18 protein-coding genes are annotated in these 23894 nt (G+C 60.9%); 4 read left to right on the top strand and 14 right to left on the bottom strand.

The genetic code is table 11. The annotated features are described in order from the left end of the window. The first annotated feature begins 39 nt into the window (after window positions 1-39). On the top strand, window positions 40-1125 hold the full coding sequence (locus ACFDAU_RS14800; RefSeq protein ID WP_413437669.1) for a Shedu immune nuclease family protein: 1086 nt from the start codon (window positions 40-42) through the stop codon (window positions 1123-1125). Window positions 1126-1325: 200 nt separating this feature from the next. Here the strand turns inward: ACFDAU_RS14800 and ACFDAU_RS14795 are convergent, their stop codons facing one another. After that, window positions 1326-1853 (bottom strand): hypothetical protein, encoded by a 528-nt coding sequence (locus ACFDAU_RS14795; protein WP_413437668.1) that lies wholly within the window; start codon window positions 1851-1853, stop codon window positions 1326-1328. 44 nt (window positions 1854-1897) lie between these two features. Next, entirely contained in the window at window positions 1898-2617 is a 720-nt protein-coding gene (locus tag ACFDAU_RS14790) for a YfdX family protein (RefSeq protein WP_413437666.1), read from the bottom strand. A gap of 266 nt (window positions 2618-2883) precedes the next feature. On the opposite strand from ACFDAU_RS14790, the gene ACFDAU_RS14785 reads away from it, so the two are divergent. The 3 genes from ACFDAU_RS14785 to ACFDAU_RS14775 all read left to right on the top strand — a co-directional run bounded on the left by ACFDAU_RS14785 (window position 2884) and on the right by ACFDAU_RS14775 (window position 6168). Then, the gene (locus ACFDAU_RS14785; protein WP_413437665.1) at window positions 2884-4275 is read left to right on the top strand and encodes a cytochrome ubiquinol oxidase subunit I; all 1392 of its coding nucleotides are present in this window, start codon (window positions 2884-2886) and stop codon (window positions 4273-4275) included. 42 nt (window positions 4276-4317) lie between these two features. Continuing rightward, window positions 4318-5334, top strand: a complete 1017-nt coding sequence (gene cydB, locus ACFDAU_RS14780; RefSeq protein WP_413437664.1) for a cytochrome d ubiquinol oxidase subunit II — start codon at window positions 4318-4320, stop codon at window positions 5332-5334. 219 nt (window positions 5335-5553) lie between these two features. Continuing rightward, complete coding sequence (locus tag ACFDAU_RS14775; protein ID WP_413437663.1) at window positions 5554-6168, top strand: DedA family protein; 615 nt, start codon at window positions 5554-5556, stop codon at window positions 6166-6168. Between the two features lie 25 nt (window positions 6169-6193). On the opposite strand, the gene cyoD is transcribed toward ACFDAU_RS14775, so the two are convergent. The 12 genes from cyoD to ACFDAU_RS14715 all read right to left on the bottom strand — a co-directional run bounded on the left by cyoD (window position 6194) and on the right by ACFDAU_RS14715 (window position 23820). After that, window positions 6194-6526, bottom strand: a complete 333-nt coding sequence (cyoD, locus tag ACFDAU_RS14770; protein ID WP_413437662.1) for a cytochrome o ubiquinol oxidase subunit IV — start codon at window positions 6524-6526, stop codon at window positions 6194-6196. Further along, entirely contained in the window at window positions 6527-7135 is a 609-nt protein-coding gene (cyoC, locus tag ACFDAU_RS14765) for a cytochrome o ubiquinol oxidase subunit III (RefSeq protein ID WP_413437661.1), read from the bottom strand. Then, a complete protein-coding gene (gene cyoB, locus ACFDAU_RS14760; protein WP_413437660.1) occupies window positions 7132-9174 on the bottom strand; it encodes a cytochrome o ubiquinol oxidase subunit I in 2043 nt (680 codons plus the stop codon). Before cyoB ends, cyoC begins: the two co-directional genes overlap by 4 nt. A gap of 3 nt (window positions 9175-9177) precedes the next feature. After that, window positions 9178-10083, bottom strand: a complete 906-nt coding sequence (cyoA, locus tag ACFDAU_RS14755) for a ubiquinol oxidase subunit II (protein ID WP_413437659.1) — start codon at window positions 10081-10083, stop codon at window positions 9178-9180. A gap of 445 nt (window positions 10084-10528) precedes the next feature. After that, the gene (locus tag ACFDAU_RS14750; RefSeq protein WP_413437658.1) at window positions 10529-11845 is read right to left on the bottom strand and encodes an NAD(P)/FAD-dependent oxidoreductase; all 1317 of its coding nucleotides are present in this window, start codon (window positions 11843-11845) and stop codon (window positions 10529-10531) included. A 25-nt stretch (window positions 11846-11870) separates the two neighbouring features. After that, window positions 11871-14972 carry an efflux RND transporter permease subunit gene (locus tag ACFDAU_RS14745; protein ID WP_413437657.1) on the bottom strand — a complete coding sequence of 1034 codons (3102 nt, stop codon included), beginning with the start codon at window positions 14970-14972 and terminating at the stop codon, window positions 11871-11873. Window positions 14973-15184: 212 nt separating this feature from the next. Beyond that, entirely contained in the window at window positions 15185-16231 is a 1047-nt protein-coding gene (locus tag ACFDAU_RS14740; RefSeq protein WP_413437656.1) for a hypothetical protein, read from the bottom strand. Then, window positions 16228-17676 carry a TolC family protein gene (locus tag ACFDAU_RS14735; RefSeq protein WP_413437655.1) on the bottom strand — a complete coding sequence of 483 codons (1449 nt, stop codon included), beginning with the start codon at window positions 17674-17676 and terminating at the stop codon, window positions 16228-16230. The genes ACFDAU_RS14740 and ACFDAU_RS14735 overlap by 4 nt, the downstream gene beginning before the upstream one ends. A 100-nt stretch (window positions 17677-17776) precedes the next feature. After that, window positions 17777-18916 carry an MFS transporter gene (locus ACFDAU_RS14730; RefSeq protein ID WP_413437654.1) on the bottom strand — a complete coding sequence of 380 codons (1140 nt, stop codon included), beginning with the start codon at window positions 18914-18916 and terminating at the stop codon, window positions 17777-17779. A 203-nt stretch (window positions 18917-19119) separates the two neighbouring features. Beyond that, the gene (locus ACFDAU_RS14725) at window positions 19120-20667 is read right to left on the bottom strand and encodes a GMC oxidoreductase (protein ID WP_413437653.1); all 1548 of its coding nucleotides are present in this window, start codon (window positions 20665-20667) and stop codon (window positions 19120-19122) included. After that, window positions 20657-21442 carry a glucose 1-dehydrogenase gene (locus ACFDAU_RS14720; RefSeq protein WP_413437652.1) on the bottom strand — a complete coding sequence of 262 codons (786 nt, stop codon included), beginning with the start codon at window positions 21440-21442 and terminating at the stop codon, window positions 20657-20659. The genes ACFDAU_RS14725 and ACFDAU_RS14720 overlap by 11 nt, the downstream gene beginning before the upstream one ends. After that, window positions 21436-23820, bottom strand: a complete 2385-nt coding sequence (locus ACFDAU_RS14715; RefSeq protein WP_413437651.1) for a glycoside hydrolase family 15 protein — start codon at window positions 23818-23820, stop codon at window positions 21436-21438. Before ACFDAU_RS14715 ends, ACFDAU_RS14720 begins: the two co-directional genes overlap by 7 nt. Window positions 23821-23894 lie beyond the last annotated feature (74 nt).

The raw sequence follows: 23894 nt of genomic DNA, 5'->3' as shown, positions 1-23894 counted from the left end.
AAAAGCGCGCTACTCCTCAATTTGAACGTTCGACTTCACATGAAAATTAACGACTTTATTCACCGTTTTCCTACAGCTTGCGGAACCCGGCAAGATGGCATTTGCCGCGTTAGAACCTTTATTGGTGAAAATTCAACGGTTTTCGCGTTGCTGACAGACCTTGGCGATAAGAACACATCTTCGTCGGTAACGAACTCCATTGAACTATTGTGCAAATCACTGCTCGCAAGGGGCGTCGTATCGGAGCAATGTGGTTTCATCGAACACTATGAAGCAAACACTTTCCGTGGTGACACATTTGACTTGGCCACGTTTGGAGATTCCGGGGTGCCTCATTGGGAGTCAATCAAGCAGGGCGACATAGAAGCGTTACTGAAGTGCGACGCGAAGGAGTTAAACGCTAGAACTCTAGATCAACCACGCCTACTCAACGAAATTGATCGCATTCGAAACGAAATCGATCCATTTATTGATTCGCCCTACCCTGAAGCATCAGAAATAACTAAAAGGCGTAATGACATTGAGTCTCGGATGATCAGCAAAAGAATGATCATAGATATCGTAGAGCGCGGTGCAGGTGAACAGGAGCTCCAACGACTACTGAAGCAAGACCTATCAATATTTGCCGAGGTTTACGCAGACCCAAAGGATGAATACATTTGCTTTTCCGAATTCCCAATAGCAGATGGGGCGGTTGATTTTGCAGTCTTCTCAGGAAGATCGCGAATGGATATCACGCTGATTGAGGTAAAGGGGGCTGAATTCCATTTGGTAAATCAGGGGCATTACGACAAGTTTGCCTGCAAGATTGACGACGCTATCGACCAAATTAGGAAACGACTGAGACACGTCATAGATGGCATTAAGGAATTCAGAGTGCAAGTGCATCGAGTTCGCCAGAATGTCGAGGAAGGAATATCTCAGTACAACTCCCTCTTGGGGCCTGCCGGAGATCTAGAAGTTGATCCCGACAAGGACATCAATATCAGGTGTGTCGTTATTGGAGGAAGAACGCGCAACGATCATGAGGAAAGCATGAAGCGCCATGACGTTGAGCGGAGTACTCATCCACCAATAAGAGTTGAATCGTGGGATACATGGCTGAGAAAAGTTAGGCGCGAGTGAAGTTGAGCTACTCATTTCGTCGGCCTGCGCGAAAAGCCGCGTAGGCCGACGATTTCAAAAGTTGGATGGAAGCTTAGGATTGAACACCAAACATCCCGGTAATATCTCAGGCTGACTGTTCCTGGCACTTACCCACCCTCGCGATGTTCATACCGAATCAACGCCACTCAAGCTATTGGCCAGACCGAATCAGGTGCAAATCAGGCAGCCAGTCGTTCGGTCTCCAGCGCATGTGCACGCTGCAGGATCTCCCGGGCGCTATCCACTTCTTCGGCGCTACCATGGGCGATGACCAGGTACTTGTTGGCCTTGAGCTGGGTTTCGTATTTGATTGCACTGTGTTTGGGCAGGCCCAGGCTCATCAGTGCCGCGACCAGCGCGCTGAGGCCGCCTACCACTGCGGCGCCTTCCAGGCCGCCGGCCAGCATGCCGACTATGGGGCCTGCTACTGCCAGCGGGCCAAAACCTGGCACCCAGAAGAAGGCGGCGCCTAATAATATCCCCCACAGGCCGCCCCAGAAGGCACCGATGCCGCCCCAGGTCTTGATGCGGTCGCCGCTGGTGTAAAAGCCAAGCGGATGTTCTTCACTGTGATAGCCGCGTCCGATGATGGACAGCTTCTTCATATCGAAGCCGGATTTCTGCAGTTCCTTCACCCCTTGTTCTGCTTGCGGATGGGTGTCGAACGTGGCAACGACAGCGCTTTGGTTGGGTTGTAGAGTTTCCATGATTGCATTCCTTTCAGTGTGGTGACTAAAAACATTGTGCGGGTTTAGCTGTTGGGGAAAGCCAGTATTCGGACTTTCTCGGCGACCAGGCTATCCAGTGCCTTGTTGACAGACTTTTGCGCCGATTTCAAATCGGGATGGCTGCCACGCAACGCCGCTTGCGCGAGCCGGATTTCTTTGCTGATGTGGTCCAGCGGAAGATATACCGTGGTGGCTTCCAGTTCGTTCGCTGCATCGGTCAAGGCTTGTGCGGCCGCATGGGTCTTTCCGCTACGCGCCTGGGTTTCAGCGTGTTTGATCTTGTGGCGTTCCTGCCGCGCCAGTTCAGGTGCATAGACTTGCATATCGTCCAAGCTGGCATAGATCGGCAGCAAGTCATCGTAAGCAATTTCGGTATTTCCGGAGATCAACTTTTTCTGCGCGTTGCGTATCGATTTGGATACTTCCAGAAAAGGCATGTCATGTTTCAGCGCCGCACTGAAGTCCTGCGCAACGATCAGTTCGTTACGCGCACCCGCAACGGAGCCGTCGGCCAGAAATGCCCGCGCAGCGCGCAGATGGCCAATCAGCACACGTCCGGATTCTGCTGCGGCATGCTCCAGCTGGGGATTGGCCCAGCCGCTGTTTTCAGTGTAGGTCTCGTTTTTAATCCTCAGACTCGGCTGCGTTCCGGATACGGCCGCATAGCTGGTACCGGAAATGAGCGACATGGTTAATACGATGGGCAGTGCCAGTTTGGCACCGGCCGCGCTTCGCTTGTTCATGATATCTACCTCCTGTTGCGATGGTCCTGTTTGGGCTCCTTGCCCAAGCAATGCGATGCATGTCTTATGCCAGAAACGTAAGCAATTGATTTTTTGAAAAAAGCCACCGCTGGGCAAAGAGTCCGGCGGGGGAAATGCCCCATTGCACGGCTAAGGCTTGGGGGATGTGACCCAGGACCGGCTGGCTCGTAAATTGAACTTAAGGTTTGCTATTCCGTCGATGAATTACTATAAAACACCTTCCAATAATTGCTGCTCGACTCTTCATGGCAACCATGCTCGTTACCGACTTGTCCCGTGCCCAGTTTGCCTTGACTGCGCTGTTTCATATTGTGTGGCCGGTGCTCACCATCGGGCTGTCGTTTTTCCTGGTGGTGATCGAAGCGCTGTGGCTGAAAACCGGCGATGTGGACTACTATCGCCATGCGCGTTTCTGGGCAAAATTGTTTGTGCTCAATTTCAGCGTGGGGGTCGTCACCGGCCTGCCGCTGGAATTTGAATTCGGCACCAACTGGGCGGAATTTTCGCGCTTTGCCGGGGATTTTTTCGGTGCAGCGCTGGGTTTTGAAGGCGCCATGGCATTCATGCTGGAGGCGGGCTTCCTCAGCATCATGCTGCTGGGCTGGAAACGTGTGCCGCGCGCGGTACATTTCTTTGCCACCCTGATGGTGGCTGCGGGCGCCAGCTTGTCGGCGCTGTGGATCGTCATGGCGAATTCCTGGATGCAAACGCCAGCGGGCGGATCGGTGGTGAATGGGCGCTTTGTGCTCACTGATTTCTGGGCCGCCATGTTCAACCCGGATATGGTGTGGGGGGTGAGCCACATGTGGGTGGCCGCGCTGGAAACCGGCTGCTTCGTGGTGGGCGGCGTGTCGGCCTGGTATGTCCTGAAAAACCGCAATCCGGCGTTCTTCATGAAGAGCTTCAGGATGGCGGTGCTGGCGGCGGTACTGATTACCCCTTTGCAAATTTACCTGGGCGACGGTTCGGGTAAATCCGTATTTGTTTACCAGCCAGCCAAGGGAGCGGCGATCGAAGGCCACTGGCATACCAATCCGGTAGGTCAGGGCGCGGCATGGGCGGTTGCCGCCTGGCCCGACGCAGAAAAAGGCGCCAATGACTGGGAGATCAAGATCCCCAATGCGTTGAGCCTGCTGGCAACCAGCACCTGGGACGGCCAGGTGAAAGGCCTGCTCGATATTGCGCCACAGGATCGCCCACCCGCGTTGCCGCTGTTGTTTTACAGTTTCCGCTTGATGGTGGCGATCGGGTTTTATTTTTTTGTATTGATGACGCTGAGTGTGTGGCACGCGTGGCGTCATGGGTGGCAAGCGACGGCCTGGCAGTCACGCCCGTGGCTGCTCAAAGGCTGGCTGTGGGCGGTGCCGCTCGGCTATATTGCTGTGGAACTGGGCTGGACCGTGCGCGAGGTGGGGCGTCAGCCGTGGCTGGTCTATGGTTTGCTGCGCACCAGTGAGGGGGCATCGCCGCTTCCCGCGTCCAGCGTCATGTTCAGCATGGCCGGATACAGTCTGCTGTACATCGTGTTGGCAATAGCATTCTTTATTTTTGCGCGACGCTGGCTGCGCAAGGGCCCGGACCTGGCGCTGGAGTCGCCAGCAGTTGCCTCGCACGGCTGGCAGGATCGGCGCATCTGATCGAGTTTTTCTGCGCTGTAATCATTCAAGGACGAACGCTGTATGGACCTGCAAAGTTTCCTGGTGTCATTCTGGATCGGCGTAGCCGGGCTGTCGCTGTTGCTGTATGTGGTGCTGGACGGCTTTGATCTGGGCGTCGGTATCCTGTCGCTGGTGGCTTGCGATGAAGACCGCCGCGGCCTGATGATGGCGAGTCTGTCCAGCGTGTGGGACGCCAACGAAACCTGGCTGGTGCTGTTGGGCGGCGTGCTGTTCGGGGCGTTTCCGCCGGTTTACGCCGCCTTGCTGCAGGGATTGTATATCCCGGTCATGGTGATGCTGTTTGCGCTGATCATGCGCGGTGTGGCGTTCGAATTTCGCCATGCCAGCAGGCGCAAGTGGCTGTGGAATGTGACCTTTGGCGTAGGCAGTGTGGGTGCAGCCATCAGCCAGGGGATGATACTGGGCGCGCTGATTCAGGGCTGGCCGACCCTGGCGGGTAATTATGTGGGCAGCGCCTGGCACTGGTTGACCCCCTTCACGCTGCTGACCGCATTGGGCGTGGCGTTGGGGTATGCGCTGATGGGGGCGGGCTGGTTGATACTCAAATCCACCGGCGAGATGCAGGATCGCGCCTATCGGCGCGGCTTCTGGCTGTTGCTGGGTACCTTGGCGACGGGTGCGCTGGTGCTGGCGTTGACGCCGTTGCACAACGCCCATATTGCCAGCCGCTGGTCCGGCAGCTCGGCGCTGCCTTATGCGCTGGCAGGCAGCGTAGCCATATTTGCCGCGCTGCTGACGCTATGGGCCTATCTCAAGCGGCATGAATACTGGCCATTCCTGGGCACGCTGCTGCTGTTTGTGGCGTCTTTTGTCGGTCTGGTCGCGAGCCTGTATCCTTACGCCCTCACTCCCGCGTTGACCTGGAACGCTGCTTCAGCCTCTTCCGGTACGCTGCTGTTCATGCTGGTCGGTATCCTGCCGCTCATACCGATCATGCTGTTCTACAACGGCTATCAGTATCTGGTGTTTAGCGGCAAGGTGGATGGGACAGCTTACGGCGACGATGAAGGCGAATAATGAAGCTAAAACAAAACCCGCGAATCAAGCCGCAGAGATCACGGAGGCCGCCGAGATGAAGCGGTTTCCGCCTGCTGTTTTCCCGGGTCACCTGACGGGAGTAGTCAATATTTACAGCAACCAGGGGTTTTTGCGGGCTGGGCGACGAATCGCCCATCCCGGCGCAGCCCGCTGCCACAGTGAACTCTGTGTTCTCCGTGGAGAACTGATTTTCTCAATATGAACAGCCTGCTTGCCACGGCGCACCCCTACATTATCCAGTACGGTTACGGCGCGCTGTTCGGCGTGCTGTTCGCCGAGTCGTTGGGCTTGCCGCTGCCCGGCGAAACCTTTCTGGTCGCCGCGTCCTTCCTTGCCGTACAGGGGCAGCTCAACATCTGGCTTGTGGTTGTGACGGCATGGGCAGCGGCGACGCTCGGCGACAACGCCGGTTATGCCATTGGCCGCTACGGCGGTCGCAAGCTGCTGGTTCGCCATGGCGCGCGCGTGGGCATCAGCGCCGTGCGGCTGGACAAGGTGGAGCGCTTCTTCGCGCATTACGGCCCGGAAGTCGTCATCGTCGCGCGTTTCTTCCCGGTGCTGCGGCAACTCAACGGCCTCACTGCGGGCAGTGTTGGAATGGGCTGGAAACGCTTCGCAGTCTATAACGCGCTGGGCGCGCTGCTGTGGGTTGGCGCATGGAGTGCGGGTGTCTACTATTTCGGCAAGCAGATCGAGGCATGGTTGCTGCGGGTTCATACGGCAGAGTTGTGGCTGGCAGGCGCGCTGGCGCTGGTCGTGCTGGTTGCGGTTGTTTACTGGGTGATGTCGAAACGGTCGCGCAGCCGGCGCTGAGATTACGCTCTCAAGGCGATCTGCTTTACATCATGCGCGCATGGAGATCGAACATGATCCACAGCGTGCCCAGCAGCATGATGGCGATGATGAGTACGGTGAACACAATGGCGAGCAGGTTCCAGCTCTGGTCCGAGGTGCGATCCAGGTGCAGGAAGTAATGGAGTTGCACCACAATCTGGACGATGGCTGCGAGTGCGATGGCGATGAGTATGGCGGAGTGCGGAAAGCGGTCGAGACCGAATACGACCAGCCCGAACGGGATCGCAGTGAGCACCAGGGACAGTGCAAAGCCCACGACATAGGTGCGCAAGCGGGCATGGCCGACGCCGGGCAGATGGATCGAATCATGTGCCATTTACATCACTCCCATCAAGTAGACCACGGTGAAGACGCCGATCCACACGATGTCCAGGAAGTGCCAGAACATGCTCAGGCGGATCAGCCGGGATTGAACCGGGATGCTTAACCCCTTGCGCATGACCTGACCCATCATCACCAGCATGCCGATCAGACCGAAGCTGACGTGCAGGCCGTGGGTGCCGACCAGGGTAAAAAATGCGGACAGAAAACCGCTTCGGTCGGGTCCGGCGCCCGTCAGGATCATGCGCTGGAACTCGCTGACTTCCATGCCGATGAAACCCAGCCCAAGCAGGAAGGTGATCAACAGCCAGCCCAGCACCTGGATTCGGTTTTTCCTGTTCATCGCCAGCACCGCCAGGCCATAGGTCACGCTGCTGGTAAGCAGGAGCAGGGTTTCGCCGAACACCTTGGGCAGATCGAACAAGGTCGCGCCCGTGGGTCCGCCCGCGTAGTTGTGTTGCATGACGCCAAATGTCGCGAACAGGATGGCGAACAGGATGCAGTCGCTCATGATATAGATCCAGAATCCGAACACGGCGTTGTTCACGGATTCGGCGTGCTGATGCGCGCTGCCGGAGTGGTGGCTCAATGCAGTCGTTGTCATGATTGTCCCTGCTGCATGGTGGCCGCGTGGCCCGGCAGTTTGAATACGTTCAAGCCCGCCCGATCAGTTCCTCCGGATGCGCGCGGGCGTCGCTCCTCGGTGGCCTGCACTGCCTCCGCCGGGATGAAATATCCGGTATTGTCATGCGATGCCCTGGCAATGAGCGTGACCAGAATGCCCAAAGTACCGATTGCGGCCAGCCACCAGATATGCCAGATCAACCCGAAGCCGGCGAAGAACGCCAGCACACCGATGACAAAGCCCGCGGGTGTGTTGCTGGGCATATGGATAGCGTGATATTCAACCGGGCGCTGGGCGGCGCTGCCATTTTCCTTGATGCGCATGAAGGCATCGCGGCTTCCCACGACGGGAATTTGCGCAAAGTTGTAGAGCGGCGGCGGTGAGGAGGTCGACCACTCCAGGGTGCGGCCGTCGCGCCAGTAATCGCCGCTCAGGTCGCGCGTCGTTTCGCGCGCCCGGATGCTCACCACCAGCTGGATGACCTGGAACACGATGCCGATCAGGATGAAGGCAGCGCCCACGGCGGCAATTTCCAGCCAGGGATGCCAGGCAGGGTTGGTGTAGTACTCCAGACGGCGCGGCATGCCCAGAAAACCAAGCACATAGAGCGGCATGAAGGCGAGGTAAAAGCCGCTCGCCCACATCCAGAATGCACGCTTGCCCCATTTCTCGTTCAGCGCGAAGCCGAACACCTTGGGAAACCAGAAGGCATATCCGGCAAAGTAGCCGAACAGCGCGCCGGGAATCAGCATGTTGTGAAAATGGGCGACCAGGAACTCGGTGTTATGCAGCACGTAATCGGCACCCGGAATCGCCAGCATCACCCCGGTCATGCCGCCCAGCACGAACGTCACCATGAAGGCCAGCGTCCACAGCATCGGCGTGTCGAAACGCACGCGCCCCTGATACATGGTGAACAGCCAGTTGAACACCTTGACCCCGGTGGGCACCGCGATGATCATGGTCATGATGCCGAAGAAGGCATTCACGTCTGCGCTCGATCCCATGGTGAAAAAATGGTGCAGCCACACCGTGAAGGACAGCACGGTGATGGCGATGGTCGCCCAGATCATCGAGGTGTAGCCGAACAGGCGCTTGCCACACAGCGTGGCCACCACTTCGGAAAACACGCCGAACGCGGGCAGCACCAGGATGTAGACTTCCGGATGCCCCCAGATCCAGAACAGATTGAGGTACATCATCATGTTTCCGCCAAGGGCGTTGGTGAAAAAATGCATGCCCAGGTAACGATCCAGCGCCAATAGAGCCAGCGTCACGGTCAACACCGGGAAGGCGAGGATCATCAGCACGTTGGTGCACAATGCGGTCCAGGTGAAGATCGGCATGCGCATCAGCGTCATGCCGGGTGCGCGCATTTTGAGTATGGTCACCAGGAAATTGATTCCCGTCATCAGCGATCCGAGTCCGCTCAACTGGATGCTCCAGATCCAGTAATCGACACCGGTGCCCGGACTGTAATGCAGGCCGCTGAGGGGCGGGTAGCCGGTCCATCCGGCATGGGAGAAATTGCCCACGCCGAGCGAGACCATGACCAGCCCGGCGCTGAATACGGTGAGCCACAGGCTGACCGCATTCATGAACGGGAAGGCGACGTCGCGCGCGCCGATCTGCAACGGCACGACCACATTCATCAGCCCGACCAGGAACGGCATGGCCATGAAAAAAATCATGATGGTGCCGTGCGCGCTGAAAATCTGGTCGTAGTGGCCGGGCGGCAGGAAGCCGTGATCTGAGCCCAGTGCGATGGCCTGCTGCGAGCGCATCAGGATGGCGTCAGAGAAGCCGCGCAGCAGCATGACGAGCGCCAGAATGATGTACATGACGCCGATTCTTTTATGGTCGACGCTGGTCAGCCATTCATGCCACAGGTAGCCCCACTTGCCATAGTAGGTAATGAGCGCCAGGATCAGCGCTGCGCCCAGCAATACCACGCTGACCGATCCCATGATGATGGGTACATGAAAAGGAATCGCGGACAGTGACAGTTTTCCGAACATGCCTTATGTCTCCTGATGGCTGGACGCCGGCTGCATGGGCGCCATCGCGCCTGGCGGCATCGGCTTGAATGTGCGCATGACCTGGTCGAACAGATCAGCGGGCTGGACCGATGCGAAATAACTCACCGGCGCGTGGGCGCTGGGTTGCGCCAATTGCCTGAAGCGTGCCAGGTTCAGTGCGCTACCGGTTTGCCTGACCTGTTTGAGCCAGGCCTGGTAGTCGCCCTGTGAAGTTGCGATGACCCTGAAGCGCATGCCCGGAAAACCGGCACCGCTGAATTGCGAGTTCATGCCGCGGTAGCTGCCCGGCTGGCTTGCCAGCAGATGCAGACGGGTTTGCATGCCCGCCATCGCGTAGACCTGACTGCCCAGGCGCGGGATGAATAGCGAGGCCATCACCGTATCGGAGGTGAGCCGGAAACTTACCGGCACGTTGACGGGAATGACCAGCTGGTTGACCGTTGCGATATGCTCGTCCGGGTAAATGAACAGCCATTTCCAGTTCAACGCAATCGCCTCGATCTGTACCGGTTTTGCGGATGACGCGATGGATTTATAGGGGTCGAGCCGGTGCGTGGTGACCCAGGTCAGCGCACCCAGCGCAATCACTATGACGGTCGGGACCGCCCATACCACCAGCTCGATTGTATGTTCGGACCAAGCGGCCTGGGGCGCAGTTTCCCTGCGCGTGGCGCGGTAACGCCACGCAAACCAGAAGGTCATGCCTATCACCGGCAGCACCGGGATCAGCATGATGAGAAAGGCGGTTACGATCAGATTGAGTTCGCTGTGACCGATCGGCCCCTGCGGGTTGAGCAGCGGGAAACCGGATACGCTGCAGCCGCCCAGAAACAGTACAGGGATGAGCGAGCAGTAACCGAGTAGCCTGAGGTGCTTTTTTCCTGGCACAAAATACCTCATATCCACATTTGAATGAGAGCAGTCCGCTTGAACACGGCACGGCAGATTCAGGTTTATCCGGTCAGGCCTGGGCAGCGGACAACACCTCTCCGATCTTCCCTATGCATCGACCGTGCCAGCCCGATAAGGCCTTGAATTTTTTGTGACCGGTTTTGTTGGTGCGGGATATATCGGGGTATAAGCCCCGGAGCAAACTGGTGGTTGGGGCATCTCAACCAGCATCGCAGAGGCAGGCGCGACACGCCCAGGCGGGATGACGAGAGGTTCAGCATGGAAAAAGCAGTTGGTCCACGAAAGACACGAAACAAATCAATGTAAGACATTGAGTAAGTTATCCACCCTTTGGGTGATGATCTGCAGCTTGTTATCGATTCGGATATTTCGTGATTTTCGTGTATTTCGTGTATTTCGTGGATAAATCGCCGTTTTTTGATCAATGCAGCTTGATGGTGGGCTTGTTGGGCGTATTGATGAGATTGGCGAGAAGCAACAGCGCGGTCCTGACATAGCCGTTCAGGGCAAGCAGGTGCATGGTGTGCAGCGACCGGTACATCCACCGTGCCCACAGCCCTTCCACACGCAGGCCATTGCCGGACCACCTGTCCATCAGGGTGCCTACAGTGCTGTGTTGCCCGAGTGCGACCAGCGAGCCGTAATCGCGATACACATATTGCGGCAGCGGTTTATGGTTAAGCCGGCAGCGTATCGATTTCACCAGTAGTCTGGCTTGCTGATGCGCGGCCTGCGCGCGTGCAGGGACGATGCCCTTGCCGTCGGGCAGCGGACACGCGGCGCAATCGCCAAAAGCAAAAATCGCGTCGTCAGCGGTCTGCAAGGTCGGGCGCACGATCAATTGCTGGGCGTGATTGGTGGGCAAGCCCAGGGTCGTCAGAACATCCGGCGCCTTGATGCCTGCCGCCCACACCATCATGCTGGCGTGGATGAATTTACCGGTATGCGTGAGCATGCCGTCCGGGCGCACTTCCACCACGTGTTCGCCGTTATGGATTTCGATACCCATGCTGTGCAACTGAGCGGCGACCGCATCGGACAGGCGCGCCGGCAATCCGGGCAGGACGCGCTCGGCCGCCCCCACCAGCACCAGCCGCAAGCTTTTGTCGGGGTCGATATGTTCGAGGCCGTAGGACGACAGTTCGCGCGTCGTGTCGTGCAGTTCGGCGGCCAGTTCCACCCCGGTGGCACCGGTGCCGACGATGCCCACCGTGATCTGCCCCGGTGCGACCGGCCCGGCCTGGGTTTGCGCGCGCAGGCAGGCATCGATATGGCGGCGATGGAATTGACGCGCCTGTTCCGGGGTGTCGAGCATGATGCAATGTTCGGCCACGCCGGGTATGCCAAAATCATTACCGACCGAACCCACCGCAATCACCAGCGTGTCGTAATGAAGGCTGCGGCGCGGCATGATTTCGTGTCCGTTCTGATCCGTGGCGGGTGCAATCCCTACCCGTTTCTGGGTGCGATCCAGGCCGTCCATGCGTCCGAAACAAAAGCGGAAATGATGCCAGTGCGCCTGTGCCAGATACTCCAGCCGTTCCGCATAGGAATCCAGACTGCCCGCGGCCACTTCGTGCAGCAGCGGCTTCCATACGTGCGAAGCCGAAGCGTCGATCAAGGTGACCCTGGCGCGGGTGCCGCGTCCCAGCTTGTTGCCCAGGCTTGTGGCGAGTTCCAGTCCGCCCGCGCCACCGCCCACAATCACAATGTCATGCGCTGGCTTATGCCGTGTCATGGATGTCCTCCGTCACCGTCGGGTTTCATGCGGCGTTGTCCAGATCGCGCCGCTCGAACCGCCCATAGCGCAGCGCGAGCGTCGGCAGGATCAGCAGGTTGAGCAGCGTGGACGTGATCAGCCCGCCCAGGATGACGGCGGCCATCGGGCCTTCGATCTCGTTGCCCGGCGCACCGCTGCTCAGCGCCAGCGGCAGCAGCCCCAGCGCGGTGACCAGCGCCGTCATCAGGATCGGCGACAGACGTTCCGCTGCGCCGCGTATCGCGGCATCCTTGCCCCACGCCACGCCTTCCACCTCGACCAGATGGCGATAGTGCGAGATCAGCATGATGGCGTTGCGCAGGGTGATGCCGAACAGCGTGACGAAACCCACCAGCGAGCCGATCGATAATACGCCGCCGGTGACCAGCACCATCACCACGCCGCCGGCCAGCGCGAACGGCAGGTTGGCGAACACCAGGATGGTCGAGCGCACGCCGCCCAGCGCCATGTACAACAGCAGCGCCACGCCCGCGGCAGCCAGTGCCGAATGCAGCAGCAGATCCCGCTGCGCGCGGGCCTGCTCCGGCGCATCGCCGGCATAGACCAGGTAAGTGCCGCGCGGCAGCGTGACCTGCGCCGCAATCAGTTTTTTTACCGCCGTGACAAAACTCGACAGTGCACGTCCCTTGACGTCTGCGGTCACTGTTTGCAAGCGTTGCGCGTCGTCGTGCAGGATCAGATAACGCCCATCGGTCTGGTGAATATCGGCAATGTCCTTGAGCAGCACCATGCGGCCGTCCGGGGTCTTCAACGGCAGCTCGCCCACTTGCGCCGGGCTTTGGCGCAGCGGTGGCGCCAGCACCACCGTCACGTCGAATACGCGACTCCCCTCGTACACCTCGCCGACTTGGGTACCGGCGTAGGCGGTTTGAATCGCACTCAGCGCGTCGACCGGGGCGATGCCGAGCCGCGCCAGGGCGCTATCGCGCAAATGAATAACCAACTGCGGACTGCCGGTCGGCGCCTGTACCTGCACCGCGCCGGCGCCCGGCACGCTGCGGATCGCGGCGGCGACTTCCTCGGCCTTGCGGTCGAGCACGTCGAGGTCGTTGCCGTAGATATCCACGACCAGCGGCGCGGTATAGCCTGAAATTGTTTCGTGGATGCGCTCGGTCAGGAAGGTGTTGACCGAGAAACTCGCGCCCACGAACGGCGCAACGGTGCTGCGGATGGCATTCAATACGCGCTGTTGTCCGGGGCCGGAGAGCGGCGTCAGGTCCACCTCGAACTCGCTCGAAAATGCGCCTGCCGGATCCGACACCTGGGTAGCCCGTCCCGCGCGCTGGGCCACCGAACGGATTCCCGGAATCCGGCTGAGCGACGCGCTCACACGTTGCCCCAGCGCAAGCGACTGGGCCAGCGACGTGCCCGGTGCCATTTTCATATGGACGATGAAATGTCCCTCGCGCAGCGTGGGCAGGAAGCTGCCCTGCAGGAACGGCAGCACCGCCAATGCCGCGCCGCACAGCAACACCACGACCAGAATCGCCGCGCCCGCGCGTTGATCGATGCCGGCGAGCAGACGGGTGTAGCGCACCTTGAGCCATTTACCCAGCGGTGGCTCTTTTGCTTCGGCGGCACGGCTTGCCAGCAACGCATAGGCCAGCGCCGGGGTCAGCGTCAACGCCACCACCAGCGAAGCCATGATGGCCGCAATATAGGCGATTGCCAGCGGGCCGAACAGGCTGCCGGCGACGCCGGACAGTGTCAGCACCGGCACGAACACCAGCGCCACGATGAAGGTGGCGTAGATCACTGCACCGCGCACTTCGAGAGATGCACTCAGCACCACTTGCGCCGCATTCAGCGGTGCAGCCAGCAGGCGATTTTCACGCAGGCGTCGGAAAATGTTTTCCACATCGACAATGGCGTCGTCCACCACCTCGCCGATGGCGATGGCGAGTCCGCCCAGCGTCATGGTATTGAGGCCGATGCCGAAGTGATTCAGCACGATCACCGCAGTCAGCAGCGAAAGCGGAATCGCCGTGGCAGAAATGACCGCTGCGCGCGCGTTGAACAGGAACAGGAACAGCACGATCAGCACCAGCGCAGCGCCGATCAGCAGCGCGGTGCGCAGGTGGCTGATCGCGGTTTCAATGAAGTTGGCCGGACGGAACAGGTCGGGATTCAGCGTCACGCCTTCGGCAGTGAGGGCGGGTTTGAGCTGCGCGAGGCGCTGTTCAAGGGCCCGGGTCACGGCCAGGGTATTCGCGCCGTACTGTTCCTCGACCACCAGCATCACGCCCGGCTGCCCCTCGATCGAAGCCGCGCCGACTGCGGGGGCGGGCGCCACCGTCACATTCGCGACATCTGCCAGGTGCAGGGTGGCGCCGCCCTGATTGCGCAGCACCACCGCCCCCAGCGCCGCGGCGGAGATGGGCTGCCCGGTGGTTTCCAGCGTGATGCGCTGGTTGCTGTTTTCGATGATGCCGGCGCCGCGCACCGCGGTTGCCCGTTTTGCCGCATCGACCACGTCCTGGATAGACAGGCCGTAGCGCACCAGCTTGTCGGGGGCGATCTGGATCTGCAACTGCTTCACCTCGCCGCCAAATACGGAAATGCCCGCCACCCCGTGCACGGAAAGCAGCTGCGGCTTGACGCTCCAGTCGGCAAGGGTGCGCAGTTCCATCAGCGAGCGCGACTTCGAGGTCAGACCAAGGCTCAGCACCACGCTGGTGGATGAAGCCAGCGGCAGCAAAGCCGGTGTTTTGACGCCTTGCGGAAGGGCAGCGGCAGCCCCGCCCATTTGTTCTGCCACGACCTGCCTGGCCCGATAGATGTCGGTACCCGATACGAAAGTCAGGGTGATCATGGACAGCCCCTGAAACGACTTGGAGCGCATGGTCTTGATCCCGGTCAGGCCGGCCAGGCGGTTCTCCAGCGGCTGGGTGACCAGCACTTCCACCTGCTCGGGCGACAGGCCGGGTGCCTCGGTCTGCACCTGCACCTGGGGCGGCGCGAATTCCGGGAACACGTCCAGCCGCGCATGGCTGAGAGCGAACAGGCCGTACCCCGCCAGCAGCATGGCCAGGGCGATGACAACGCCGCGAAAGCGGATGGCAAAGTCAACGATGGGAGTCAGCATGGGCGATGAAGTCCTGTTAAACCTGAAAAAATCGGTTAGCCACAGAGAACACAGAGTTCACAGAGAAAAAACGATGGATAGACGTAAATTTGTGCTTTCATCAGGTGGGCTGGAACTCGCTTCATCTCTGTGTCCTCTGTGCTCTCTGTGACTGGCATTGCGGTTTTGGCTTCAATGATCCGGATTGGCAATAACGTGCGCGCGCTCACCTGCTAATCGTCGTCATCGCCTCCACTGCTCGGGGCGCCCGGTTGCGGTTTGGGCTGGAATTCCTGCGAGAACAGCAAGGCTGCGCCCTTGACCGCCACGCGTTCGCCAGCGTGCCACTGCGCAACAAACCAGCCGCCGGGTGCGGGTGTGTCGACGGCGATTTCGCGGCGCACGAATTGCGTATCGGTGGACTGCACATAGACCCACGGCCGGTTGGCATACCAGACCACCGCCGAGTTCGGGATCACAACCCCAGCTACAGATTGACCGGCGGGCAGCAAGGCATCGATGCGCATGCCGGTGCGCAATCCGCCGCGCGGCGCCTGGTAAAAATACGTCGGACTCTGGGTGACCGGGTCGGCCAGCGGCGAAGGCGATACCAGATGCGCTGTGATCTCTCCGATGCCACCGGGCAGGTTGAGGTGGATGGTTGGCGGCGGCGAACCCGTCGCCCCGCCCTGCGGCAATGCGACCGACAATAAAGCCTGCTTCCCGGAATTCAATGCATCCAGTTGCGGCGAGTGCGTGGCCAGTGCCCATCCTGTCAGCACGTCGCCCCAGCGGCTGCGCGCCGTGTCGCGCGCAGCCAGCAATGTTGCCTGTGCGGCTTCCAGATGTGCGCGGTCCGCATCCCGGCTGGCGCGTGCCGCCTCGGTCACTTTGTCCGACACGGTGTGGTCCTGGCCATTAAGCAGCGCCAGACGCCGGTATTCGCGTTCCGAGGCCGCAGCCTGGGCGCGCGCTGCGTCGGTCTGCAGTTGTGCCGCGCGCAGTTGTCCGCGCAGCTGCAGCAGCGGTCCCGGGTCGAGTACGCTGGCGTAGGCGCTGGTTTGCGGCTGGAAACGGGTGACCGGCAGCGCTTGCACTGCGATGCCGCTCAGCGTCATTTGCGCGGGGCTGATTACGACCGTACCGGCGCTGGTCGTTGCGGCTTGCGAGTCGGCCGATGTGGCGGGCGGATGGCTGGGCGTGCTGCGTATCCAGATCACAATGCCGATAACGATCGCAGTCGCGATCAGGCCGGCGAGAATAAAGCGCGTGTGTTTCATGGCCGGGATCCTTGATGGGCAGGCGCGTCGCGCCGGGGGTCGGGCAGGGCGGGGTCGGTGATTTGAATTGAGCCGTCCAGCGGTTGCTGGACCGCGTCTTCGAGCGCACCCAATGCGCGCTGTGCCTGTATCGATGCAGTCAGGCGGGTGTTCTCGGCAGCCAGGGTTTGCAGGCGTGCCTGATCCAGCGCGAGGTGATCGATGTAGCCGGAGGAAAATTGACGCTGTGCGGATTGCGCGCGTAACTGCTGTATAGCGGCCAGAGACTGCGCGGAGTCCAGTGCCGCAAGGGCCGCACGATAGTCTGCAAGCGCTTGCCCGGTCTGGGCGATGGCCCGGGTTTGCAGGGCGGTGAAGCGCGCCGCGGCCAGCTCGCGTTGTGCCGTGGCCTGCGCGATCTGACCCTGGTTCTGGTTGAACAGCGGCAGCGTCAGGCTGATTCCCAGCGACCACTTGTTCGCGCCCTGGTCCCACTTGTAGCCGGGGCCGATTTGCAGGTCCGGATATTGCCGCGCAATTTCGAGCTGCAGCGCGGACTGGCTGACCTCATACCGGGCAAGTGCCGCGAGCAGATCGGCGCGATTGGTCAAGGCTGCGCGGCGCACTGCGGGTGCCGGAATTTGCGCTGCAGAAAGCGGACGGTTGAATGCTGCGAAGGAAAGCTTGACGCTGTCGAGCGCTGCTACCGGCACTCCCACGGCGGCAGCCAATGCCACCCGCGCTGCGGCCCCGCGGCCCCACGCCTTGTCCAGTTGCAGGCGCACATCGGCCAGTGCAGCCTGTTCAGTATCCACCTCGGCTTGCCCGGCCTCGCCGGCTGCGAGGCGGCGTTGCACGGCCTGCAACAGGTTCTCGCGCAGAGCCAGGGTTTGCTTCAGGATGGCGGCTTCGCGCAGCGCGGCATCGTAATCCAGCATGCGGCCACGCACATGGCTGCGCACTTGCCAGGCCACCTCGGCAACATGAAAACGCGCATCATCAAGTTGATGGTTTGCCTGGGCCTCGCGATAACCGCGCCGTCCGGCGGTTTCAATCGGAAAATTCAGCATCGTGCCCAGAATCCAGGGCGACATTCCGGCGATTGCATTGGCGTTATACGCCGGTGTCAAATTCAGGCTCGGGTTGGGTCGTTGCCGCGAAACTTGTACACCCGCTTTGGCCACATTCTGCTGCGCGCGTGCCACCTCCAGATCGGGATGGTAGTACAGCGCGGCCAGGGTCAGCTTGTTCAAATCCCAGGTATGGGATGACTCCGCCTGCCCGGTACGCGGCAGATGGGCGGCCAGGTAATTTTCCAGGCCGGGGTCGGAGAGCGTGCGTGCCTCAAAGGCGCTGGCAGTGGCTTGTGGCGACAATGGCCGCGGCGCATAGCTCGCGCAACCTGCGAGCGTAACCATCACCACGAATAGGGGTGCGACGACGCGGTTAAAGCAGAGTATTTGCATAAGGCTGGGCACGGTAATATTTCAAGGCTCCAGGAATACTAAGCCGCGAAAACTTACTTTATCCTTAATGGCAATATCCTTATGTTCGGTAGATGACGCATTAACCGGTTTTTACCCGCGCCGAGAGGTGCCATCCCAGCACGAACAAGGGTAGGGCCAACGATGCCGAAAACAGGTAAATCCGCGGCAGCGCGACCAGGCCTTGCAACGGCCCCAGGGCAAACGAGCCAATGCCCTCACCGGCCATCAGCGCAGCCACCATCAGACCGGCCATGCGCGTCTGCTGCCCGGAAAAAGCGGCCAGCCCGTACGACATGGAAAACGGAAAGTAGACGCTGCATGCTGCGCCGGCCAGTGCAAACGCGCCTATCAAAGTCCAGGCGCTGGACAGAAAGGGCAACGCAGCAAAGCAGGCGCCCATGCCGAGCGGCGCCGCCAGATAAAGCCAGCGCTGCGCGATTACGCGCTCCGGCACCAGCGCCAGCAGGATGCGAAACAGCGTCATGCTGCCCCAGAAAGCGGAGAGCGCCAGTGCCCCGTAATGCGCCGGCAGGGCCTTGTTCACGCTGATGTAAATATTGGCCCAACTGCCAAAGATGCCCTCGCCAATGGCATAGAGAAATGCGGCCAGCGCAAACAGCAGCATGGCGGCTTGCCAGCGCGGTGATTCACCGGTTTTGGCAGTGCTGGCCGGGAGCGGCAGAAAGAGCACCAGCACGAATCCCGCTGCCAGCATGAGCGGCCATACGCCCCAGCTGGCCCAGGCAGCAATGCCATGCAGGATCAGCGGAGAAAGCGCGGTGGCGCCGCCGATGCCGGCGTTGAGCAAGGTGACTGCCATCGTGGCGGTACGAGGGAACAGCAGCGCGGCATAGTGATTGACGGCCGCCAGCGTCAAGCCAAAACCCACGCCGAGAAACAGTGTTTCCATCAATAGCAAGGCATGCGCCAGCGTGCCACTGCTATAGGCCGCGCCGGCCAGCAGGAGCAGGGCGAGCACATTGGCTGCAACGCCGCTACGGAACAGTCCGCGACTGCCGATGCGCTGGTGCAGCGTATCGGCCGCGAGCGCGCCGAAGATGGCGCCCAGCGTCTGCGGCAGAAACAGCACGCCATAGGCGCTGCTGGACAGGTGGTAAGGCGGCGCGGCCAGAATGGTACCGAGCGCCGGGATCAGGACGAACGCGCAGCCTTGCAGGAAACCTGCTGTATAGACTGCGACGGCGCTGAGCTTGGCCATGTCTGATTCTCCTGATTAGGTCGTCAATGTCATGAATCCGGAAACGGCGATTGCAGCGACAGAGGCCACAGAGTAGGCGCGGGTATGCCGTATTCCGGGTTGATCGACCGGGTACGCAGGTCTGGGAAGCGCGTTTCCTCGGTGTTTTCTGTGGCCTCTGTAGCCAAACTGCTTTTCAATCGCCATTTCGGCACACCAGTAGCCTATCCATGCCAATCACCCTGGGCGAAACGCTGGCGCAGATGGGCGCCGACGCGCAGCGCGTTGGCCATGATGGTCAGCGACGGATTGACGGCGGCGATGGAGGGCATGAACGACGCATCCACCACGTACAGGTTGTCCAGCTCATGCGCCTTGCAATGAAGGTCGAGCACGCTGGCCCCGGGGTCGGTGCCGAACCGTGCTGTGCCGACCTGGTGGGCCACCGCCTCGATGCCCATGCGCTGGGTGAAGACGAGCGGATAGCCGAGCTGTTTCAGGATGTTTTTCCAGCCACCGACCAGGCGCTGATGGGCGGCCTCGTTGGTGGGTAGATAATGCAGCCGGATGGTGCCGTCAGCATCCAGACTGACCCGGTTGTCCGGGCGCGGCAGGTCTTCCGTGGTCAGCCACCAGTCCACCGAATGCTGTGCCGCCCACTGCGCCAGCGGCCACGGCAACGCCGGGCGCTGGGCCTTGAGGATGGCCGGGGTGACTTTGCCGAGATTCTGAATGTGGCCGAGCGGGTAGGGGAAATCCGCCTCGCCCGAGCTGTTGTAAAAATCGTTGATGGCGATGGTTTTCTGAAACACAGTCGGGTTGCGGCGACGCGGATCGATGGCAATGCAGGCGCTGTTGAGATGGCACATGTAATTGCGGCCGAGCTGGTCGCTGCCATTCGCCAGCCCGCGCGGGTGCCGGGCGTTGGCTGAAGCCAGTAACAGCGCGGCGGAATTGATGGCGCCGGCAGCGACGACAACCACGCGTGCGCGGAAACGTCGCGCACCCTGCGGGCCCAGCGTTTCCACGCTTTCCACGCGGCTGCCAGCGCTGTTGGTGAGGAGTTTTTGCACCCGGACACCGGGCAGGATATGAACATTGGCGTATTGCAATGCGGGGCGGATGCCGCAGATTTCCGCATCGCCCTTGGCGTGCACCAGGCATGGGAAACCGTCGCAGCTGTCGCAGCGTATGCAGGCACTTTGTTGCGGACGATCTTCGTCCCGATTCAGCGCCAGCGGCAGCGCAAAGGGGTGTAAGCCTAGCGTTTTCAGTTGGCGCGCGACTTCTGCCATGTAAGGCTCATGGGTGAACGGCGGCCATGGATAGTCGTTGCGCGGCGGCTCCGTAGGGTCGGCACCGGCCAGGCCGTGCGCGTAATACCAGCATTCTGCTTCATCGTAGTAAGGGCTCAGGTCGGCATAGCCAATCGGCCAGTTCGGGGTGCTGCCGTCGACATGCCTGCGCGCCACAAAATCCTCGCCGCGGCGGCGCAGCACCGCTGCGCCGTAGAGTTTGGTGTTGCCCCCCACGTGGTAGCCGGTGACGGGTTGAAACAGGCGCCCGGCACCATCGCGCCAGTGGTCCTGAGTATGGTAGCGGTGCGCGTGGAATACGGCTTCGGCCTGCCAGTTGGCTTTTTCCCTGGGCAGATAATCGCCGCGTTCCAGCACCAGGATGGACATGCCGCTGGGCGCCAGCGCACGCGCCAGCGTGCCGCCCCCGGCACCGCTGCCGATGATGATCAGGTCGGCATCCAGATCATCCGCCATGACGGAAGTCCGGGTAGATCAGCATGCCGCCGTCCACCGCGATGCTGGTGCCGGTGATGTAGCTGGCCAGATCGCTGGCCAGGAAAGCCGCAACCTGGCCGATTTCATCCGGCTCGCCCATGCGCCCCATGGCGATTTTATGATCCAGATCGACCAATCCCTGCGGGTCTTTCCAGACGCTTGCATTGATCGGCGTTTTGATCGCCCCGGGGGCGATGGCCAGCACGCGTACGCCGTTCGCCGCCACTTCCTGGGCCAGGGTTTTGGTGAACATGGACAGTCCGGCCTTGGCGCTGGTGTAGGCGCTGTAGCCCGACCAGGGGATGAATTCATGTACCGAAGTGATGTTGATGATGACCCCGCGTTTCTGCGGCAGCATCCAGTGCAGTGCCTGACGCGCGCAGTAGTAGGATCCTTGCAGGTCCACCGCGATGACGCGCGCCCACTGGTCCGGATCGCTGTCGGCACAATTGGCCGCGCCGCCATCGATGCCGGCATTGTTGACCAGAATATCCAGCCCGCCGAATGCGGCGCCGACTTCAGCGAAAAGCCGCGTCACATCTTCCGGCGCCGAGATGTCGGCCTGGAATGCCTGCGCTGCACCGCCTTGCCGGACGATGCGCGCCACCACTGCGTCTGCCACTGCTTTGTCATTTCGATAGTTGATTGCCACCTTGGCGCCTGCGCTGGATAAAGCCATCGCGATGGCTTCACCCAGTCCGGAACTGGAACCGGTGACCAGCGCCCGGCGCCCGCTTAAATCAATATTCAGCATGATTTTTCTCCAGGAGTAACGATGCGAATCTGAAAATCCTCACCCTGCCATTGCCCGGTGTCAGGCCAGTAGAGGGTGAATTCCAGCGTGTCGCCCGGTTTCAATTGCGTCGTCGACAAAATGGCGATGTGCGCCAGCCCCCAGTCCTGCGTGTCCACGTCGGCGATGTCCTGCCAGCCGTTGCGCCCCCAGTGCACGCGTGCAGGCGCGTGCAGCAGCAGGCGCAGTTCCTTGCCGGCAGGCAGATTGCGCGGGCGTTGCTTCATGCGCCATAGATAAAATGAAATTTTCGGGCGCTGGCCGTGATAGCGCAGCCAGGTCTGCACCGGGCGATCCACCGGATAGCCCTGGGCATGGCTCAGGCACAGCTTGATGTACTCGGCGTGCGCCCACACCAGCGGCATGGCGGAACCGCTGGGCTTTCCGGGGTAGAGGTCGCGCGCCGGGATGGGATCGGTATCCCATACCTGTTCGGGAATGAGACCTCCAGCCCCGGTCATGGCTGTGATGGCTTCGATGTAGGGCAGCACGTTGTCTCCAGCCATCAATGCATAATGGGCGCGCTCGCCGGTAAGCAGTGGCCAGCCGCGCCCGTTGCCACTGCCGTCGAAGGCGCTGCCGTCGGCGTGTTCGCCGTAGCCGTCGCCGTTGTAGCGATGCCATACCGGGCCGTTGGGCGTATCGGTCTTGAGCAGCTTGTCGATGGCGGTCACGCTCGCGACGATGCACGGGTCGTGCGCATCGCGCAGGCCATAGCGCACCAGTTGCAGGAAATCGGTTGCCAGCTGCTCCTCGGCGGGAAGATCGGGATCGATAGCGCGGTTTTTGATCAGCAGGTGTTCGAGTTTGGCGCCTTCGTGGATGAGTTCGTCGGTAGGGGCGCTGCGCAGATAATAACCGGGCACGTCGAGGCTGCGCGCCAGCTTGGTGTCTTCCACCCAGGTCCAGTCCTCCAGCCGGGCATTCCAGTAATCCGCCAGCATCAGCGCGCAATCGCGCTCGCGACCTTGCAAAAATGCAGCGCCCTCCACCAGCGCGGCAATGGCCACCGCCAGAGTGAATGCGTTGATGCCGGCGTCCTCCTCCCAGCGATCCTGGCCGGTGGCAGGACCTTCGCGCAGAATGAAATCGAGCGCGCGACGCACTGTATCGTGCACCGGAATTTGCGCCAGCGCGTCGCGTGCGTGCAGGGCGGCGGCCAGCAGCACCGGGAAAGCGGTTTCGTCCAGCTGGATGCCCTGCCAGAATGGTTTGCCGCCCAGCCACTGGTTTTGCAGCCAGTGGCCGTCGCTCTGCTGGGTAGCGATCAAGTAGCACAGTATGGCCCGCGCATCGTCGAGTTTGTCCATGGCCAGCAGTGCGCCGGCAGTCTCCACCAGATCGCGTGACCACACCAGATGGTAGCCGCCCTGGCTTGAGCTGGATTCGCCCCACGGCACCGACAGGCTGGCGACGGCAGCACCGGGGTAAGTATGGTCCTGATGGATTTTGAGTACGCTCGCCGAGCGTTGCAGCAGTTGTTGAGCGGCATCCGGCAGGGCGGCGAGCGCCGGAGGCGGCTGCCAGTTTTTTTGCCAGTCTGCCCAGTCCTTGCATTGACCCTGCCAGGCCGCTTCGAAACCTTGCATCAATGCGCTCCATGCCAGGGTGGCTGCAGCTTCCTTGCTGCTGCCCAGACCCAGCGCTACAGTACAACGACGCGGCAGTTCGCCTGCCAGCGACACTTCACCCGGCTCGGTTTCGGCATAGCTCCATGTCATGCGCCGGTGGCGATCGAAATCCTGCCATAAATCGCTTTCGCCCACGCTGCCCACGGATCGCATGCCAAAACCGGGCAGTCCGTCATGGTCGGCACACATCAACGCCAGACCGAAAGGCCCTTGTTCCGCCCACAGCAAGGGTCTGCCTTGCCAGGAATCCGCCCAGGCGCGGTTATTGAGGCTGTCCCCGCCCAGGCGCGGCGCGGCAAGCAGATAGGGGCGCAGGGCCGCGTCGCCGTCAAGTTCGATATCCAGCAGCAGCACATCGCGCTGCGGATCGGAGCAGATTCGGAGGCGCAGGTTGAAGCGCGAATGCCGGTGCTGAATGGTCAGTACCGGAATGCCGGGGGCAACGAATTCCAGGGTGTAGCCGGGCAGCCTGCGCAACTCCTGCCAGAAGCCCTGGTCATCGGCGACGATCAGGCCCAGATCCTTGAGCTGGGGGATATCCAGGCGCGGGTAATACACCTCGCTGACGATGCCCTGCGCTACGCTGAACCACAGCCGCGCAGCGCCCAGTGCGGTGCCGACCATGTCCTTGCGCGCGGAGGTCCAGCCTGGATCGCTCCACGGTGGCGCCGGGGCTGTGCCTGAAGGTTGCGGGATGTCATTTTTCATTGTGTTCTTTCTGGTGAAAGTTATGATCGTTCTGCTGCAAATCCGGATATAAACGATCGTTGCGCTGGTTTCGT

It is taken from the genome of Sulfuriferula sp. GW1 (assembly GCF_047300855.1).
GTDB lineage: Bacteria > Pseudomonadota > Gammaproteobacteria > Burkholderiales > Sulfuriferulaceae > Sulfuriferula.
Note: the sequence above shows the minus strand (reverse complement) of the source record. Positions and strands in the feature narration are given on the sequence as shown.

Bases quoted from the DNA above. Each gene is read 5' to 3' on its own strand.
- ACFDAU_RS14730 (WP_413437654.1), bottom strand. From the start codon at position 18,916: ATGGCCAAGCTCAGCGCCGTCGCAGTCTATACAGCAGGTTTCCTGCAA.
- ACFDAU_RS14725 (WP_413437653.1), bottom strand. From the start codon at position 20,667: ATGGCGGATGATCTGGATGCCGACCTGATCATCATCGGCAGCGGTGCC.
- ACFDAU_RS14795 (WP_413437668.1), bottom strand. From the start codon at position 1,853: ATGGAAACTCTACAACCCAACCAAAGCGCTGTCGTTGCCACGTTCGAC.
- ACFDAU_RS14790 (WP_413437666.1), bottom strand. From the start codon at position 2,617: ATGAACAAGCGAAGCGCGGCCGGTGCCAAACTGGCACTGCCCATCGTA.
- cydB (WP_413437664.1), top strand. From the start codon at position 4,318: ATGGACCTGCAAAGTTTCCTGGTGTCATTCTGGATCGGCGTAGCCGGG.
- ACFDAU_RS14745 (WP_413437657.1), bottom strand. From the start codon at position 14,972: ATGCTGACTCCCATCGTTGACTTTGCCATCCGCTTTCGCGGCGTTGTC.
- ACFDAU_RS14735 (WP_413437655.1), bottom strand. From the start codon at position 17,676: ATGCAAATACTCTGCTTTAACCGCGTCGTCGCACCCCTATTCGTGGTG.
- ACFDAU_RS14720 (WP_413437652.1), bottom strand. From the start codon at position 21,442: ATGCTGAATATTGATTTAAGCGGGCGCCGGGCGCTGGTCACCGGTTCC.
- ACFDAU_RS14800 (WP_413437669.1), top strand. From the start codon at position 40: ATGAAAATTAACGACTTTATTCACCGTTTTCCTACAGCTTGCGGAACC.
- ACFDAU_RS14775 (WP_413437663.1), top strand. From the start codon at position 5,554: ATGAACAGCCTGCTTGCCACGGCGCACCCCTACATTATCCAGTACGGT.
- ACFDAU_RS14715 (WP_413437651.1), bottom strand. From the start codon at position 23,820: ATGAAAAATGACATCCCGCAACCTTCAGGCACAGCCCCGGCGCCACCG.
- ACFDAU_RS14740 (WP_413437656.1), bottom strand. From the start codon at position 16,231: ATGAAACACACGCGCTTTATTCTCGCCGGCCTGATCGCGACTGCGATC.
- ACFDAU_RS14785 (WP_413437665.1), top strand. From the start codon at position 2,884: ATGGCAACCATGCTCGTTACCGACTTGTCCCGTGCCCAGTTTGCCTTG.
- ACFDAU_RS14750 (WP_413437658.1), bottom strand. From the start codon at position 11,845: ATGACACGGCATAAGCCAGCGCATGACATTGTGATTGTGGGCGGTGGC.
- cyoC (WP_413437661.1), bottom strand. From the start codon at position 7,135: ATGACAACGACTGCATTGAGCCACCACTCCGGCAGCGCGCATCAGCAC.
- cyoB (WP_413437660.1), bottom strand. From the start codon at position 9,174: ATGTTCGGAAAACTGTCACTGTCCGCGATTCCTTTTCATGTACCCATC.
- cyoD (WP_413437662.1), bottom strand. From the start codon at position 6,526: ATGGCACATGATTCGATCCATCTGCCCGGCGTCGGCCATGCCCGCTTG.